The sequence below is a fragment of the Terriglobus sp. TAA 43 genome, assembly GCF_000800015.1.
Taxonomy (GTDB): domain Bacteria; phylum Acidobacteriota; class Terriglobia; order Terriglobales; family Acidobacteriaceae; genus Terriglobus.
In genome coordinates, this window is sequence record NZ_JUGR01000001.1 from 2004800 (window position 1) to 2022562 (window position 17763).

11 protein-coding genes are annotated in these 17763 nt (G+C 58.1%); 9 read left to right on the plus strand and 2 right to left on the minus strand.

From position 1 onward, the window contains the following. Positions 1–22 precede the first annotated feature (22 nt). The gene (locus tag M504_RS08525) at positions 23–1021 is read right to left on the minus strand and encodes a transglutaminase family protein (protein WP_047490160.1); all 999 of its coding nucleotides are present in this window, start codon (positions 1019–1021) and stop codon (positions 23–25) included. Between the two features lie 15 nt (positions 1022–1036). Further along, a complete protein-coding gene (locus tag M504_RS08530) occupies positions 1037–2023 on the minus strand; it encodes an alpha-E domain-containing protein (RefSeq protein ID WP_047490163.1) in 987 nt (328 codons plus the stop codon). Between the two features lie 196 nt (positions 2024–2219). Here M504_RS08530 and M504_RS08535 point away from each other — a divergent pair, with 196 nt between their 5' ends. The 9 genes from M504_RS08535 to M504_RS08575 all read left to right on the plus strand — a co-directional run bounded on the left by M504_RS08535 (position 2220) and on the right by M504_RS08575 (position 17693). Further along, positions 2220–3479, plus strand: a complete 1260-nt coding sequence (locus tag M504_RS08535; RefSeq protein ID WP_047494092.1) for an efflux RND transporter periplasmic adaptor subunit — start codon at positions 2220–2222, stop codon at positions 3477–3479. A 13-nt stretch (positions 3480–3492) separates the two neighbouring features. Beyond that, positions 3493–4218: an ABC transporter ATP-binding protein gene (locus tag M504_RS08540; RefSeq protein ID WP_047490166.1), complete on the plus strand. Its 726-nt coding sequence runs from the start codon at positions 3493–3495 to the stop codon at positions 4216–4218. A gap of 49 nt (positions 4219–4267) precedes the next feature. After that, a complete protein-coding gene (locus M504_RS08545) occupies positions 4268–6766 on the plus strand; it encodes an ABC transporter permease (RefSeq protein WP_047490169.1) in 2499 nt (832 codons plus the stop codon). Positions 6767–6786: 20 nt separating this feature from the next. Next, entirely contained in the window at positions 6787–9246 is a 2460-nt protein-coding gene (locus tag M504_RS08550; RefSeq protein ID WP_047490172.1) for an ABC transporter permease, read from the plus strand. A gap of 36 nt (positions 9247–9282) precedes the next feature. Further along, positions 9283–9963 (plus strand): ABC transporter ATP-binding protein, encoded by a 681-nt coding sequence (locus M504_RS08555; RefSeq protein WP_047490175.1) that lies wholly within the window; start codon positions 9283–9285, stop codon positions 9961–9963. 47 nt (positions 9964–10010) lie between these two features. Continuing rightward, a complete protein-coding gene (locus M504_RS08560; protein WP_232296211.1) occupies positions 10011–11999 on the plus strand; it encodes a TolC family protein in 1989 nt (662 codons plus the stop codon). 17 nt (positions 12000–12016) lie between these two features. Then, positions 12017–13426 (plus strand): sigma-54 dependent transcriptional regulator, encoded by a 1410-nt coding sequence (locus M504_RS08565; RefSeq protein WP_232296212.1) that lies wholly within the window; start codon positions 12017–12019, stop codon positions 13424–13426. 39 nt (positions 13427–13465) lie between these two features. Continuing rightward, positions 13466–14881 (plus strand): PAS domain-containing sensor histidine kinase, encoded by a 1416-nt coding sequence (locus M504_RS08570; protein WP_084214221.1) that lies wholly within the window; start codon positions 13466–13468, stop codon positions 14879–14881. A 94-nt stretch (positions 14882–14975) separates the two neighbouring features. Continuing rightward, positions 14976–17693, plus strand: coding sequence for a glycoside hydrolase family 3 C-terminal domain-containing protein (locus tag M504_RS08575; protein ID WP_047490178.1), 2718 nt, complete (start codon positions 14976–14978; stop codon positions 17691–17693). The last annotated feature ends 70 nt before the right edge of the window (positions 17694–17763 follow it).

Here is a 17763-nt window from a genome sequence, read left to right on the forward strand (position 1 = left end):
ATTCCGGCTGTGAACAGGGTTATTACTGCTGTGCCTGTTGCATCTGCTGCATGTGTTTGATGTGATCGGCCACGGGATTCGATGGCGCAGGAAGCTGCTGCGCTTTCTCCACCAGCATGGACCAGTCCTCAGGCACCGGCATCTCCTGATCCAGTAGCGGCGTACCTTCGCTGGGACTAACTTGTACCGCCACGCTCAACTTTGAAGAAGCAGAACCGCGAAAGATGCCGTGCGTGGGCGGAACGTCCGCATAGTCGCGGCCAACGGCCGTGCGGATGTGACGGTCACTCCCCACGAGCCAGTTTGTGGGATCGAATCCCACCCATCCGAGCTGCGGCAGATAACACTCCACCCACGCATGCGTTGCCGAGTTGATGCTGCGGTCGTTGTCGCGTTCGCCGTGATAGAGATAACCGCTCACGTAACGGCATGGAATCTTGAGATATTCACGTACCAGCGCGATCATCACATGTGAGAAGTCCTGGCACACACCGCACTTCTGGGTCAGTGCTACGTCAATGGGTGAATCGACGTCTGTAGACTTCGGAACATAGTCAAAGTAGTGGTAGAGCTTATTGTTCAAATCATGCAACACCATCAGTGGATCGTCGCGGCGGCGCACATCCAAAGCCATTGCTAACTCAGCCAGCAACGGCGACGGTTTCGCAAATTCGCTGGGAAAGAGAAACTCCCAGAAGTCTCCCGCCTGAACATCGGCATCGAGAGCTGCCCAGGCATCAGGCGACAGAAACGCCGGGACGGGAGCAACTTCTTCCATCTCCACGAGGCTCTCCGCAACAATCACCAGCTGCGCATGCCCACCCGGAATATCGAAGTGATGCACGTTGTTGTTCAGATGATCACGGTAAGAAAACACACGGCAACGAGGCGATACCGAAAGTTGAAAACTCAGGCATCGCTGTAACGCATCCGAACGCGGATGCATGCGAGTCTCCATAATGCTTTCGCTTACGTCGTTGGAATATACGAACTTGGTCAGATGCCGCACGGTGTAATACATAGTTCGTGTTCCTCACTAACCTGCAAGCGCAGCCTGAATAGAGTAATCAACATACAGCTCGTAGATGGCGTTATGAATCTCGCGGCACTGCCGTTGAATATCGTGCAGATACGTCACCACATCACCGCTCATAATCTCTTCCACGCTGGAGTAACTCAGTGTGGATCGCAGCCTGCCTGAGATACGTGTCAACTTATCGCCACGCGCTCCGCCGCTTAGCCCCTGAACCACTTCCAACGCCTGCTGCATGGCGTCAATGGAGAATCGCAGCGAGTGCGGGAAGTCAGCATCCAGCAACAGAAACTCCAGAATCCAGTCTGGAGAAAGATCGGCTGTGTACACCTTGCAGTAGGCTTCAAACGCCGTTGCACTGCGAAGGAGTCCCATCCATTCCAGGTACTCATTCGAATCCGGTAGAGCGTCCGTGTTAGCCCACAGTTCCGGCTGATACGCCTCCAGCAACATGGCCGTCGCAGACGCGCGTTCCATGAACCGGCCTACCTGGATGAACTGCCAGCCTTCCCCGTGGCTCATGGTGGAGTCGGTCACGCCTTGAAACTGGTGGACGCCTTCCATCACCTGACCGAGAAATTCTGTAGGGCCCTCGTTGTGCTGCAACAGCGATTCGGCATGCGTATCGCTCTGCATCTCCGGCCGCGTCACCTGCAGATACAGTGAGTTCAACCGCTGCCACATCTCCGTGGAAATCTGCTCGCGCACATGCCGCGCATTTTCCCGGGCCCCGATGATGCATCCCAGCACGCTGGAACTATTGGAGGCATCGAACGTGAGCCTGCGTGCAAGTGCGATGGCATCGCCTTCAAACTGCACATCGCGCGGCGCACCCAGCGCCTGCAACACACGCTGCCACCGTCGATCGGCGACGCTGGTTGGTTCATCCAGCATCAGGTTCAGGTTCACGTCCAGTAGACGCGTCGTGTGTTCCGCCCGCTCCAGATAGCGGCTCATCCAGTAAAGGCTGTCGGCGACTCGTGAAAGCATTTGGGGAACAACTCCTGTGGAGAGTGGAGTCTAGAGTAACAACACCTGACCGAATCACCAGCATTTTCGTCCGCTAATGGACACTTTATCCATTTATGGACATTCTCATTCCTCTGCCCTTATCCGTAAGGCCTATAAAACCAGTGTTTTATTTTGCTGCGAAATGGCGCATGGCTTGCGTATTCAATACGTAACCATGGACATCGCAAGGCCAGATCTAAAGCGCACAAAAGCTCGCCGCCGGTTGGTAATCGGCATCGTTGCGGCGATTGCCGTTGCTGTCACTGTTTACTTCGTCTCTCGCCTGAAGCCCGGAGCGCCCGAGGTGGACCGAGCGTCCATCTGGACGGACACCGTGAAGAACGGCCCGCTCCTTCGCCAGGTCCGCGGGCCTGGAACTCTGACGCCCCGTGAAGATAAATTGCGGCTTGTTCCCTCGCAAACAGAGGCCACCGTGGTGCGCATCCTGGTGCTGCCCGGCGCGCATGTGTCGCAGGACACGCCGCTGATGGAGCTGGTGGATCCGCAATTGTCACAAGAGCTTATGGACGCGCGTCTTCAACTAAAAGCTGCGGAAGCGGACATGGTGAACACCAAGGCCAAACTGCAGAGCGATCTGATGACACAGCGTGGCGCCGCCGCTACTGTGACTCAGGATGAGAAGCAGGCCAAGCTGCAGGCTGAGACGGACAAGCACCTGTACGACCTTGGCGTGATCAGCGGTCTGACCTACTCCGCTTCCAAGGGCAAGGCCGAAGAGCTGAACACCCGCAACGGCATTGAAGGGCAGCGCCTGACGCTGAATGAGCGTGCCATCCAGACGCAGCTTGCAGTGCAGCAAACCAAGGTGGATCAGGCGCGTGCCTTGCTTGACCTGAAAGAGAAACAGGGAGCCGCGCTAACCGTTCGCGCCGGGATTGATGGCGTTCTGGTAGACCTGCCACACCAGGTGGGCGAACACATTGCGGTGGGCACGACGCTGGCTAAGGTCGTGCAGCCGGACCAGTTGAAGGCCAGCCTGAAGATTCCGGAAACACAGGCGCGCGACATCTCGATTGGCCAGCCCGCGGAAGTGGACACACATAACGGCGTAATTAGCGGCAAGGTGATGCGCATTGACCCTGCCGTTGTGAACGGCACGGTCACGGTGGATGTGGAGCTGGCGGGCGATCTGCCGCAGGGCGCACGGCCTGACCTGAGCGTGGACGGCACCATCAACCTGGAGAACATGGGCAACGTTCTGCAAATTGGCCGACCGGCCAACGGAGCAGAAAACAGCACAATCAGCCTCTTCAAATTGAACTCCGACGGCAAAACAGCCGTAAGAGTCCCTGTACAGGTAGGACGGGGCTCGGTAAACAACCTTCGGGTTCTGAACGGACTGCAGGCTGGCGACTCCGTCATCCTGTCGGACATGTCCAAATACGACAACACAGACCGCATTCGCCTGGAATAAGGAGAAGAAACGCATGTCAAGCACGCAACCCGTCATCCACATTGATGGACTCACGAAGGTCTTCTACACCGATGAAGTGGAGACGCATGCGCTCAGCGGCGTCCAGCTTGAGATTGGCCGCGGCGAATACGTGGCCATGAGCGGCCCTTCCGGCTGCGGCAAATCCACCCTGCTGTCCATCGTCGGACTGCTGGATACCGCCTCTGCCGGCAGCTACCAGCTTAATGGTCGCGAAGTTGCCGGACTGGATTTTGCAGAGCGTTCGCGCATCCGCAACCAGGAGATCGGCTTCATCTTCCAGAGCTTCAACCTGATCGGCGACCTGACTGTTGCAGAGAACGTGGAACTGCCGCTCACCTATCGCGCTGGCATGTCTTCCACCGAACGCAAGCGTCGCGCACAGGAAGCATTGGAGCGCGTAAACATGGCGCACCGCATGCGGCATTATCCTGCACAGCTCTCCGGTGGTCAGCAGCAGCGTGTGGCTGTAGCGCGTGCACTGGCCGGTTCACCAAGCATCCTGCTGGCGGACGAACCGACCGGAAACCTCGATTCAAAGAATGGCGAAGCCGTGATGACGTTGCTGAAGGAGCTGCATTCCGACGGCGCGACCATCTGCATGGTGACGCACGATCCGCGCTTCGCCGCGCATGCGGAACGTCAGATTCATCTCTTTGACGGACGCGTGGTCAGCGAAGGCGAATTAAACGCACTGCTCAGCGAAGCCGCACTGGCATAAACCACCGCGGATATAGTTCGGCGACAGTTGCCCAGAAGGGACGACAACGATGATGCTCGGCCAAAATTTCCAGTACGCATTTCGGCAATTGCGGCGCAGCCCCGTGTTTACGGCAACTGCGCTGCTCACGCTAGCACTTGGCATCGGTGTCACCACGGCCATGTACAGCGTGGTGCGATCGCTGCTGCTGGAACCGCTGCCATACGCGCAGCCGGATCGCTTGGTCGCCATCGCCTTTCAGTTCCCTAACGAGAAGCCCTCTACATCGCAGGTGGGCTCTGTCGCTGATTTCCTTGTTGAGCATGCGCACTCCTTCTCCTCCTTCGGCATTGCGGATGGTGGCACGACCGCAGTGAATCTTGCACCGTCTGCCACCGGCGGTGGCCGCCCGTACCAGGTGCAGCAACTGCGTGTGTCGCGTGACTTCCTCCCCACGCTCGGACTGCATCCTGCACTGGGTCGCTTCTTCACCGCTGAAGAGGATCGCAGTGGCGGTCCTCGCGCAGCACTAATGAGCTATCGCCTTTGGCAGACTACTTTTCAGGGCGACCCCACCATTGTGGGTCGCACCGTGCGCGTCAACGGTGACGACGTTCCAGTGATAGGCGTTCTCCCGGAAGGAGTACTCGGCGATCTTTATGGCGGGACCGCGCAGTCCGCTCCCGCCGGTCTGTGGCAGCCCCTTCAACTCGGTTCGAAAGATCCAGGTTACGACGGCGACAACTATCAGATGATCGCGCGCCTGCGTGATGGCGTAACCATCTCGCAGGCACAGGCAGAGATGCAGTCATTGCAACAAGCCTTTGCGCAACAGCACGCCTGGTTCTACCAATGGAAAGCACCCAACGGCACGCTGAATGAGTTTCATGTGTGGCCGCTGCAGACAGCACTGGTCGGTGACGTTCGCGGCAGCCTCATCGTTCTGATGGGTGCGGTCGCAGCAGTGCTACTGGTGGCGTGTCTCAATCTCGCTGGTCTTACGGTTGCACGCAGCATCGCACGTTCACGCGAACTCGCCATGCGCACCGCGCTGGGAGCAAGCCGTTCTGATCTGCTGCGCCTCATGCTCTCAGAGAGCATCCTGCTCGCCATCGGGGGCGCCCTGCTTGGCCTCATGGTCGCACGCACAGCAGCTATCGCATTCGTTGCGTATGCGCCCATCTCGCTTCCCCACTTCCATGCCTCTTCCAATCTCTGGATGATGGCGTTGGTGGAATGCGCTCTGGCTGCATGTGCCACGATTTGCTTCGGTCTGCTACCGGCCTTGTTAGTGCTGCGTCGCGGTGTAAATGACAGCCTGCGCGATGCAGGCTCGCAGGGTCAATCCGTTGGCTACGGCCGTACCGGTCGCGTGCTTGTCGTAGCGCAGGTGGCTCTGGCATTCACCCTGTTGTCCGCAGCATCGCTCACGCTGCATGCGTTCCTCAGCATGCGTTCTATTGCTCCCGGCTTTGATACGCAACAGATATCGATTGCCCAGGTGACGTTGAAAGGTGAGGCATACGCCAACGCGCAACACACCGTGCAGTTCGTTCAAAACGTATTGCAGGACCTTCAGCAGCAGCCTGGAGTAAGACAAGTTGGCGCGGTAAATGGCCTTCCTTTGGATCGTGGGCTGAATCTGAGCGGTGCTCCTGCGGACCACAAAGACCAACGGCGAGTCGTCAATGCACGCTTCGTTACACCGCACTACATACAGTCGCTGGGAATTGCTCTGTTGCAAGGACGCGACGTTACCGATGCAGACCGCTCCAACACACCACACATCGCCATTGCCAGTGAGACCGCGGTGAAGAAATGGTGGCCCAATCAATCCGCACTTGGCCAGCGCATCACGATTGGTTCTGCAGGCGAATTTGAAATCGTAGGCGTCGCGCAGGATACCCACGAGCGTTCGTTGATGGATCGTCCCGGTGTTCTCTTCTACATCCCATTGACGCAGATCGACGACAAGTTCATGACCATGATCAACGGTTGGTTCCCGACGACCTTCGTCATTCGTCAGGCTGGCGGCGTGGATCTATCAGCCGCCGTTGCGCACGCAATTCAGCAGGCTGATCCGGAACTTCCCGTCGCAAAATTTGAACGCATGCAAACTGTTGTGGATGAAACAGTAGCCGCGCCACGCTTCTTCTCATGGATGTCCAGCGCCTTCGCCTCATTCACGCTTCTACTCACTTCCATTGGTGTCTTCGGATTGCTGAGCTATCAAGTGGTGCAGCGCACGCGCGAAATCGGCGTCCGCATGGCGCTGGGAGCCAGCCGCAGCCGAGTGCTGACGCATGTATTGTGGCAGGGCATGGGCCTTACGGCCATTGGGCTTTGCATTGGCATGCTGGCCTCCGCATATATGCCGCGACTGATTGACCGCATTCTGTCAGACTTTATCTTCACACCCGATGGCAGCCTGCACATGCCGCTTTTGCAACAAGTGAATGCAGCCGCCACCGCACTGATGCTGATGCTTTTGATTGCGGCAATTGCCAGCGCTCTTCCCGCGCGCCGCGCCGCTTCCATTGATCCCATGCGCGCGCTTCGCAGCGAATAACGCAGAAAGGAAGGCCAAAGATGAACGAGCTTTTTCAGAACATTCGTTACGCATGGCGTAGCCTGCGCAATGCTCCGCTCTTCACCATGACGGTGATCCTTACGCTCGCTGTGGGTGTCGGCCTGAACACAGCCATCTTCACCATGGTCGATTCTGTTCTGCTACGACCACTCGGTTATAACGATGCGAATCGCATCGTTGCGCTCGGCACACTCAAGCTACAGAGTGGCCATCTGAATCCGCGCATCGGCGGCGCAGACTACAGAGATCTGCAGCAGGTACAAGGACTCGATTCCGTCTCCTACTACTACCTCTACGGCAAGTCCGGTATCTCCGTCGCAGGACAGGCATACTACCTTCCCATTGGCGGAGTCAGCCCAACCTTCCCCAAGGTGATGGGCGTTGTCCCGGTTGCCGGAACCACCTTCCGCGAAGATGACAACGCAGCAGACAAAGCCATGGTCAGCGAATCCTTCGCGCGCGATCACTTCGGCTCTGCGCAGAATGCTCTCGGTCAAACAATCAAGGCCGCTCGCGCCTACACCATTGTCGGTGTACTCCCTCCAGGATTCAGTTTTCCTCGTCAAAGTGAAGTCTGGCTGGAAGAACTCATCCAACCCGAAGTGCAGAACCGCACTGCCTACAACCAGTGGGCTGTCGGCAAGCGCCGTGAGGGCGTCTCACAAAAGCAACTTGATGCAGAACTGGGCGGGCTCTCGCATCGCCTGCAGGTGACGTATCCCGAAGAGAAGACAAACGCACTCGTTGCGCGCTCGCTGCAAGAATCCATTGTTGGCAACCTGCGTCCCACGCTGCGCCTGCTTATGGGTTCAGTCGGCATAGTGCTCCTCATCGTCTGCGCAAACGTGACACATCTTCAACTGGTCCGCTCCACGCGCATGCTCCGCGCTATCAGCGTGCGTGCTGCGCTCGGAGCCACACGCAAAGACCTCCTCATCCGCGCCATGACGGAGTCGCTGCTGCTTGCTGTTGCGGGTGGCGTTGGCGCACTCGCTGTTGCCGCATTCGGCCTCCGCGCACTTACGCACATGGCTCCTCCGGACACACCGCGTCTCGCAGACATTCATCTCAATCGCGATGTCTTTCTCTTCTCGCTCTCAGTCAGCGTAGTGCTGATGCTGCTGACGTCCATCCTGCCCGTGTGGCGCTCATGGCGACTTGATCCTGCCACCGTTCTGCGTGCTGACTCTGAACGCACCAGCGAAAGCCGCCGCTCTGTTCGCCTGCGTGACGGGCTCATCGTTGCGGAAGTCGCCTTCACGCTCGCGCTCTCCGTCACTGCAGTCACACTCACGCGCCAACTCATGCAGGATGCGCAACAGGAACTCGGTTTCCAACCGCAACACCTGCTCATGGTGGACACCCACCAGGTTTCCAGCGATGCTTACCCCGGCCTTAGCAGTGAAGGCCAGGAAACGCCCCAGCTACTTGCAGAACGCCAGGCATGGCGTCTTCGTCGCATGGCACGTCTTGATGCTCTTCTGACATCCGTTCGCAAAACACCCGGTGTGGAAGCCGCTGCCGCTATTGACGGCGCGCCCATGGGAGCAGGCAGTCCGGATGTGGGCTACGCCATCCGCGGACGCACCGTCTTCGCACCCGGCGTAACGTTGCCTTATGCAGACGTGCACACCGTCACTCCAGAGATCTTCGCCACAATGGGCGTTCCCATCCTGCGTGGGCGCAACCTCACTGACGCAGATAACTTCGGTGCAGCGAAGGTTCTCGTAATTAACCAGGCGCTCGCTGATGAACAGTTTCCCCACGCCGACCCCATTGGCCAGCAGATCATGTGTGGCCTCGATAGCAAGGGCGAGTGGTGGACCATCGTTGGTGTTGTCGGCAATGTGCGTCATGACAATCCCGGAACACCTGCAGGCACCGCGTTCTACATCCCATTGGCACAACATCCTGCACGCGCTTCTGACATTCAGCTCATCGCTCGCACCAAGATCGATCCCGCGATCATGACCAGGCAACTGAGCACCTCCATTCAGAACAACTTTCCAGATGTTGCCGCAACTGCATCCACGCTGAAAGAAAACATCGGCGAAAGCCAGCGCACCGATCGTTTCCGCAGCACACTACTCGCGTCCTTCGCAGCAGTTAGCCTGTTGTTAGCGGCTGTTGGAATGTACGGCGTCACAGCCTACTCCGTTGCGCAGCGTCGCTTTGAGTTTGCTTTGCGATTCGCACTCGGCGCTCAACGCGAACAACTTGCAGGCATGGTGCTGCTTCATTCTGCCATCGTCGCAGCGCTTGGAATTGTTGCTGGCGTGATTGGCAGCATTGCCTTGATGCGTGTCGTCAGCGCGAATGTGGGCAAGCTACCAAAAGCTGATGCCTCCTCCTTTGTCATTGCCGCCGCATTGGTCTTTGTCCTAGCCATTGCAGCCACAGTCATTCCCAGCCAACGCGCTGCATCCACAGAACTGATGCAGGCCTTACGTGCGGAATAGCACACTCTCATTTACGACGGATCGACGAGCAAACCCATGATTGAACTAAAGAGCATTGAACGAAGCTACAAACACGCCGTCGGCGAGACGTGGGTTTTGCGACGCATCAACATTACAGTGCGTCCGGGTGAGTTCATCACGCTGATGGGCCCCAGCGGCGCAGGCAAGTCCACACTGCTGAACGTACTCGCCATGCTTGACGATGGATGGCGAGGAGAATACTGGCTCGACCACGAACCCATTCACGCGATGAATCGCAAGCAACGCGCAGAAGTCGCACGTCGGAAGATCGGCATGGTCTTTCAGAGCTTTCATCTACTGGATGACCTTACTGTGGCGGAAAACATTGAGCTTCCGCTCAGCTATAAGAACATGCCGCGGAGCGAACGGCAGGCGCTGGTAGCCGACACACTCGATCGCTTTCAGATTGTCGGCAAGAAGGACCTCTATCCCTCGCAACTTTCCGGCGGCCAGCAACAGATCGTGGGTGTCGCGCGCGCAGTCATTCACAAGCCTGAACTTCTGCTTGCGGATGAGCCCACTGGCAATCTGCACTCAGCACAAGCCGCCGAGGTCATGCAGCTTTTCACAGAGCTGAACCAGGCAGGCACCACCATCGTCCAGGTAAGTCACTCCATGGAAAATGCGCGCTTTGGTTCACGCATCATCGAACTGCGCGATGGCTGGATGACACCGGAAAACGAAATACCTGCATGACACTTTCTTCCCCAACGGAACAAACGCAATTTATGAAGGATCGACTGATGGCATCTGCAAAACACGACCGATACTGCGAGCTTCTCCGCACGGCATGCATTGGGACAATGGCGCTCGCGTTCTCCGCTGTGCACCTGCACGCACAGGACGCTGCTGCACCGCTACCGCAGAATCCTGCGCCCACAACGACTCAATTGAAAGGCACCGCAACCGCGCTACCCGCGCCGCTGCCGACCACCGTGCCACACTCGTGGAACCCCTTCCGTGCTTATATGCCCAGCTCGGTAGCGCCTGCCAGCATCGCAAATTCGCCGCGCTTGGAAACGCTCACGCACGACGGCAAGATTGAGCTGCATCTTCGCGATGCCATCGAACTCGCGCTGGAAAACAATCTTGATCTTGCGATTGCGCGATACAACCTACCCATCGCAGAAGCAGACGTAATGCGTACGCGCGCCGGCGGATCAACTCGCGGCGTAAATACCGGCATCGTCTCGAACACGCCCAGCGGTGGGTCCGCAGGTTCTGGCAGCTCTGGCGGTGGTGGTGCAGGTGGCACCAGTGCGGGCGCAGGCGGTGCGGGCGCTGGCGCATCCGGTCTTGTGCAATCTACGCTCGGCACAGGTACGACAGTATCTTCTTATGACCCTATGTTTGCAGGGGATTTCAACGTTCATCACTTTGCAGAGCCGCTCTCGAACCTGTTGCTCAACGGTGTACCCATTCTGCAATCCAATACGGTTGCAGGCGACATGAGCCTTCAACAAGCATTTGCTACCGGAACCAGCGTGAAGGTCAGCTTCTCTGGTGATCGTGTGGCCACGAACAGTAAGGGCAACTTCCTGAATCCGCAGCTCGACAGTTACTTCCGCGTGCTAGTTCAGCAACAACTGCTTGCAGGTTTCGGCCTCGGTCCAAACCTTCGTTATCTGCGTATTGCAAAGAACAACCAGAAGATTTCCGATGCTGCTTTCCGTCTGCAGATCATCGCAACGGTCTCGCAGATTGAAAACATGTATTGGGATCTTGTCAGTGCATGGCAGGACGAACGCGTGAAGCAAGAGTCTCTCGACTTTGCTCAGAAGACCCTTGAGACCGGACGCCAGCAGCTTGCACTGCAGGCCATTCCTGCTATGGACGTACTTAAGGACGAAGCAGAGGTTGCAAAGCGTGAACAGGATCTCAGCATTGCAAAGTCTACGCTGGAGTTTCAGTCGCTACTGTTGAAGAACGCACTGACACGCAACCTGGATGATCCAACGCTGGAAGCGATGCCTGTGGTTCCCATGGATGTGTCGCGTCCGCTGCAGCCTATGCCCACAGGCGATGAGCTTGTCACACGCGCATTGTCCTCACGGCTGGAAATGGAAGAACAAAACCTGGATCTGAGCAATCGTCAGATCAGCCGCAAGGCGGCAAACAACGCACTGCTTCCCACGGTTGCGCTAACCGGCTACTGGGCAGGTACAGGCCTTGCTGGCGTGAACAATCCGCTTGCCGGCGTCACTCCCACAGTCCCTTCAGACTACGGCGGAGCACTCCGCAACGCCTTCAATGGGAGTGCCCCGGATTACTATGTGGGCGTCAACGTCAACATTCCTATCCGCAACCGCGTGAACAAGAGCGATCAATATCGTTCGGAACTGGAGTATCGCCAGGCGGAGCTGCTGCTTCAGCAGTTAAAGAAGCAGATTCGTATCGAAGTCCGCAACGCCGAGTATGCTTTGCGACAGGCCGAAGCTCGCGTTGTCTCCGCGGACAAGGCACGCGACCTGGCGCGCCGCACCTTTGACATCATGCAGCAGGAACAGAGCTTTGGTGCGGGCAGCGCTGTACAAACCCTTGCAGCACGCAATGACCTTACGACTGCTGAATCCGCCTACTTCGCAGCCGTGGATGCACGTGAAAAGGCTCGTGTCGAATTGGAGCGAGCCGGTGGTATGACATTGGAAAACAATGGCATATCGATAGAATCAGCTAAGCAGGGTCAAGCACAGCTTTCAGCCACAGCAACTGTGCAAACACAAACGCCCTAGTCGCATCAGGAAACACTTTGGAAACCGTATCAAACTCGTCGCATCACGCTGCTGCCCTGGCAACGCAGCAGCGTCCCTGCCGTCTGTTGTTAGCGGATGACCAACCGCACATTCTGGACGCGCTGGAACTTCTTCTGGAACCGGAAGGATATGTGCTTGAGCGTGCGGGTACACCTGCGCTGCTTATCTCTGCACTATCCAGCGAAGACTTCGACGGCATCCTGATGGACCTGAATTACACCCGCGACACCACCAGCGGCGAAGAGGGTCTTGCACTCATCGAACGCATTCGCGGACACCATGCGCATCTCCCCATCATCGTGATGACAGCGTGGGGCAACATCGATCTTGCTGTAAAAGCAATGCACAGCGGCGCGAGCGATTTCATCCAAAAGCCGTGGGACAATACGCGACTGCTGACCGTATTGCGCACCCAGCTTGAGTTGTACCGGATGCAGCGCTCTGCTGCACTGCTGGAAGCAGAGAACAAGATGCTCCATACAGAAGGCGCTCCGGTCATGATCGCAACGGCGCCTTCCATGCAGCGCGTGATGGAACTGATCTCACGCGTTGGTCCCTCGGATGCCAACGTTCTCATCACCGGCGAACATGGCAGCGGCAAGGAAGTCGTCGCACAAACGCTGCATCGCATCTCGCTCCGATCGCAGCGCACCATGGTCGCTGTGAATACCGGTGCGCTCTCGGAAGGCACCTTTGAAAGTGAACTCTTTGGCCACGTCAAAGGTGCGTTCACAGACGCCCGCGCAGAACGTGTTGGCCGATTCGAACTCGCGCACGGTTCGACTCTTTTTCTTGATGAAATCGCAAACGTCCCTCTGCGCCAGCAGGCCAAACTCTTACGCGTACTGGAAACCGGAGAGTTTGAACGCCTCGGTTCCTCGCGCACGCAGAAGTCGGACGTCCGTGTCATTTCTGCCACCAACGCCGATCTCCGTTCCGCTGCAGCCGCAGGCACCTTCCGCCCTGATCTTCTCTTTCGCCTTAATACGGTAGAGATCAGCCTGCCGCCTTTGCGCGAACGGCGCGAAGATATTCCGCTGCTGGCGGCACATTTCCTTTCACGCTACGCCGCACAGTATCGCCGCCCCGTACATGGCTTTGAGCCTGCTGCGCTGGAACGCATGTTGTACTACGCATGGCCCGGCAACGTGCGCGAACTGGATCATACGCTGGAACGCGCCGTCTTGATGGCACGCGCGGAGTACCTCTCGCTCTCAGACCTTGCTCTCCAGGCAGACGGCCCCACAACCACGAACTCTCTGGATGAAATGGATCTTGAGGCAGTGGAAGCGCACCTGGTCCGCAAGGCACTCAATCGGTATCAGGGCAACGTGAGCGCCGCAGCAGAGGCACTGGGACTAAGCCGTGGCGCTTTATATCGCCGCATGGAAAAATATGGCCTTTAGCCGCAGCACGCAAGTTGCGCTGCTCGCTGGAGTGACTCCATGAAGGAAGAAGAACGTTCCGAAGTCTTTCTGGATTCCGCGCCATGGAAGCCCGGACAAGACGGCACACAATCCTCGCGCAGCGTGAGCTACGAACTGCGCATGCGATTGTGGCTTGCGGCAATCGGCGCAATTCTCCTGTTGCTCAGCGGCACGTTATTCCATACATGGGGCGTCGATGGCTTCACCAATAGCGTTGCGCTTCTCACTCTCGGCATCCTCTGGCTCTTCCTTGCAGAGCGCGCGCTTCACCGTATCGTCACGCCTCTGCAAACACTCACAAATGTCATCGCAGCCATTCGCAGCGAGGACTTTTCATTTCGTGTGCGTGGAGCACGACGTGGCGATGCCGCAGGCGATCTCGCCAAGGAAATCAACCTGCTCTCTGAGTCGCTGCAGGCACAGAAACGTGACGCGACTGAAGCGCGAGCATTAGTCGATCGCGTTCTCTCCACTATGGACGCGCCAGTACTGGCGTTCGCAGAGGATGGCGCATTGGCCATGGTCAATCGCGCTGCCCGTACTGCACTGGGACTACAACTCACAGACATAGGCCGCGCGGCAGAAGAACTACAAGTGGAATCGCTCCTCGAGTTAGAGGACAGCACATTGATGCCGCAACCGCCCCGTGGCCTTGCCGGACGATGGATGCTTCGACGCAGCGCCTTCCGCCTGCAGGGCCGTAGGCATTTGCTGGTGATGTTGACCGAGATTGGCTCAGCACTCCGCGAAGAAGAACGCCAGGCATGGCAACGACTCATCCGGGTTCTAGGCCACGAGATCAATAATTCGCTTGCCCCAATCAAGTCCATTGCCGGAACACTGCAACTGCGTCTCGCCCCCGAGATAGATTTTGAAAACACTCCCTCGAGAGATGCGCAGTTAAGAAAAGGCCTCGCCATCATTGAGGCGCGTGCTGACTCTCTCAATCGATTCCTGCAGGGCTATCGCAAGCTTTCCACCCTGCCTGCGTTGCAACGTCAGCCGGTTGCAATCCTCGCGTTCATGCAACAGGTCACGGCTCTGGATCATGGTGTTCCTGTAACCATCACTGAATCCGAAGATCGTATCGCTTTGATCGATCCGGTGCTGATGGAACAGGCAATGATCAACCTTCTCAAGAATGCAGCAGAGGCCACACTGGAGCGTTCGACGCACGAAGGCAGCGCCACCCGGCCGATTGAAGTCATGTGGCGAGTTGCTGGCGACGATCTCATCATCGAAATCCGCGACTACGGCCTGGGCGTCCTGAACGAATCCAACCTGTTCGTGCCCTTCTACACCACCAAACCGGAAGGCAGCGGTATCGGCCTACTGCTGACTCAGCACGTCGTGGAGGCCCACAGCGGCACCGTCCAGCTTGCAAATCATCCCTCCCGGGTGGGTTGCATCGTCAGCATTACCATCCCCGCCTGACTTCGTTCGACACGCGAAGTAATTGCCACAGCCATCCCCTTCCGGCTATGCTTCAGGCGAACCTACCTTCACCTGAACCTCCGGAGCAGATCCGATGCGACGCTTGATCGCGGCACTACTTTTCACCACCGTCCTCTCTGCGAAAGCGCAGCAACCGGCCTATCAAAACACCTCTCTCTCGCCCGAGCAGCGCGCCGCAGACTTGGTGGGGCGCATGACGTTGGAAGAGAAAGCTGCGCAGATGGTCAATGGCGCCGCTGCCATTCCCCGGCTCAACGTTCCTGCATACGACTACTGGAATGAAGCGCTACACGGTGTCGCTCGCTCCGGCTACGCCACCATGTTTCCTCAAGCCATCGGCATGGCCGCCACATGGGACGCGCCTCTGCTGAAAACCATTGGCGATGTCATCTCCACCGAGGCACGCGCCAAGAACAATGAAGCTCTGCGCCACAACAATCACGACATCTACTTCGGTCTCACATTCTGGTCGCCGAACATCAATATCTTTCGCGATCCCCGGTGGGGGCGTGGGCAGGAGACCTATGGTGAAGACCCGCACCTGACTGCGCAGCTTGGTGTGAACTTCATAGAGGGTCTGCAGGGTACCAACCCCAAGTACTACAAGGTGATCGCGACACCGAAGCACTTTGCCGTGCACTCGGGCCCGGAGGAAAGCCGCCACCGCTTTGACGTGCAGCCTTCGCCGCATGATCTGTGGGACACCTATCTGCCGCAGTTCCGCGCGGCCATCGTCGATGCCAAAGCCGACTCCATCATGTGCTCCTATAACCGCATCGATGGCGCTCCCGCATGCGGCAGCAAGACTCTGCTAGCGGACATCCTGCGCAACGACTGGAAGTTCAAGGGCTTCGTCACCTCAGACTGCGGCGCCATTGACGACTTCTACCGCAGCTACGGACACAAGACCGATCCCGATGCCGAACACGCGGACAAGACCGCTCTGCTCGCTGGTACTGACACCAACTGCGGAGGCACCTACAAGAAGCTGGATTCCGCAGTGAAGGCCGGACTCATCAAGGAGTCAGACATCGACGTGAGCCTGCGCCGACTCTTCGAGGCACGGATTCGTCTGGGACTCTTCGATCCGCCATCGATGGTTCCCTATGCGCAGATTCCCTTCAGCGCGGTGAACTCACCTGCGAATGCTGCGGTGGCAAAACGCGCAGCAGAAGAGTCGATGGTGTTGTTGAAGAACGATGGCATTCTGCCCCTGCGGGGGGAGAAGTACAAGACGGTCGCCGTCATTGGTCCCAACGGTGCCGCGTTGTCGTCACTGGAAGGCAACTACAACGGACAGCCGCATGATCCGGTGATGCCGGTCGATGCATTGCGTACGTCACTCAGTGGCACACGTGTGCTGTATGCGCCGGGTGCGCCGTATGTCGCGGGCTTTGCCATGCCGGTCTCGCGCACCATGCTGCATCCCGCCAAAGGCTCGCAGGAGCATGGTCTGAAGGCGGAATACTTCACCTCGGCGAACTTCAGCGGTTCGCCCGTCACCACACGCGTCGATCCGGAGCTGAACTTCGACTGGTCGGGAGTCAGCCCGCTGCGCGCTACTCCTGCCGGGCCCTTTGCCGTGCGGTGGAGTGGCACCATCAGCGCACCGGCGGCGGGTACGTATGAGTTCCTGGTGAAGACCGGCCGTTGCCGCGGCTGTGGTCCCGCGCAGGGATACACCGTCACGGTGGATGGCAAACAGGTCACCGAGCTGAAGCGGCAGGCTCCTGTCGCTCCGGGAGGTCGCATCAACGGCACCACGGGATTGCCTGAGGTGGATCGCGCCAACCGTCCCGGCGTATTCCAGATCACCTTTGACGACACCAAGCAGGAACACGACATCACGGTAGAGTTCTCCCGGGACTCTGCATCCGCTGGTTCCGGCATCCGCCTGGAATGGTCGCCCAAGCCCGAGACGCTGCTGCCTGAGGCCATTGCCACCGCGAAGCAGGCGGATGTTGTGATCGCCATGTTGGGCCTGTCGCCCGACCTGGAAGGCGAAGAGATGCCGGTGAAGCTGCCGGGCTTTGTGGGTGGCGACCGTTCCGACATCAACCTGCCTGCATCGCAGGACGAGCTGCTGAAGCAGATCGTCGCTACCGGCAAACCAACCGTCGTCGTGCTGCTGAATGGTTCGGCACTCGCCGTGAACTTCGCCGATGAGAATGCCAATGCCGTATTGGAATCCTGGTATCCGGGTGAGGCCGGAGCGCAGGCTATTGCCGACACGTTGACGGGTAAGAACAATCCCAGCGGACGCTTGCCGGTGACCTTCTATAAGGCCGAAAGCGATCTGCCTGCCTTCGACGACTACTCCATGAAGAACCGGACCTATCGGTACTTCACGGGTGCGCCACTGTATGGCTTTGGTTATGGCCTGAGCTACACACGCTTTGCCTACTCCGGGCTCAAGCTGTCTACAGCGAAGCTGAAGGCGGGTGAACCGCTGACCGCCGAAGTGACGGTGAAGAATACCGGCAAGATGGCTGGCGAGGAAGTAGCGCAGCTTTACCTTCTTCCTCCTGCAGACGGCAATGGTGGACTGTCGCCGAAACAGCAACTGGAAGGGTTCCGGCGCGTTTCGCTGAAGCCCGGTGAAGCGAAGAAAATCACCTTCACGCTTTCTCCGCGCCAGCTTTCCGAGGTGGATGCGCAGGGTGTGCGTGCCGTGCAACCGGGCAGCTACTCCATCGCCGTTGGCGGGGCGCAGCCGAAGGACGCTCGTGCCACGGCCGCAGCACAGACAGCAGCCTTCACCATCGACGGAACGCAGGAGTTGCCGCACTAGCCAAGCGCAGGTGGGGGTACCCCCTCCCCCCGTTTCTCTAAAATCGTCTTTCTATTGGAGTTACGGATTC

What these genes read in the sequence shown, in the direction of transcription:
- M504_RS08535 (WP_047494092.1), top strand. Translation starts at nt 2,220, where the DNA reads ATGGACATCGCAAGGCCAGATCTAAAGCGCACAAAAGCTCGCCGCCGG.
- M504_RS08575 (WP_047490178.1), top strand. Translation starts at nt 14,976, where the DNA reads ATGCGACGCTTGATCGCGGCACTACTTTTCACCACCGTCCTCTCTGCG.
- M504_RS08540 (WP_047490166.1), top strand. Translation starts at nt 3,493, where the DNA reads ATGTCAAGCACGCAACCCGTCATCCACATTGATGGACTCACGAAGGTC.
- M504_RS08555 (WP_047490175.1), top strand. Translation starts at nt 9,283, where the DNA reads ATGATTGAACTAAAGAGCATTGAACGAAGCTACAAACACGCCGTCGGC.
- M504_RS08545 (WP_047490169.1), top strand. Translation starts at nt 4,268, where the DNA reads ATGATGCTCGGCCAAAATTTCCAGTACGCATTTCGGCAATTGCGGCGC.
- M504_RS08550 (WP_047490172.1), top strand. Translation starts at nt 6,787, where the DNA reads ATGAACGAGCTTTTTCAGAACATTCGTTACGCATGGCGTAGCCTGCGC.
- M504_RS08560 (WP_232296211.1), top strand. Translation starts at nt 10,011, where the DNA reads ATGGCATCTGCAAAACACGACCGATACTGCGAGCTTCTCCGCACGGCA.
- M504_RS08530 (WP_047490163.1), bottom strand. Translation starts at nt 2,023, where the DNA reads ATGCTTTCACGAGTCGCCGACAGCCTTTACTGGATGAGCCGCTATCTG.
- M504_RS08525 (WP_047490160.1), bottom strand. Translation starts at nt 1,021, where the DNA reads ATGTATTACACCGTGCGGCATCTGACCAAGTTCGTATATTCCAACGAC.
- M504_RS08570 (WP_084214221.1), top strand. Translation starts at nt 13,466, where the DNA reads ATGAAGGAAGAAGAACGTTCCGAAGTCTTTCTGGATTCCGCGCCATGG.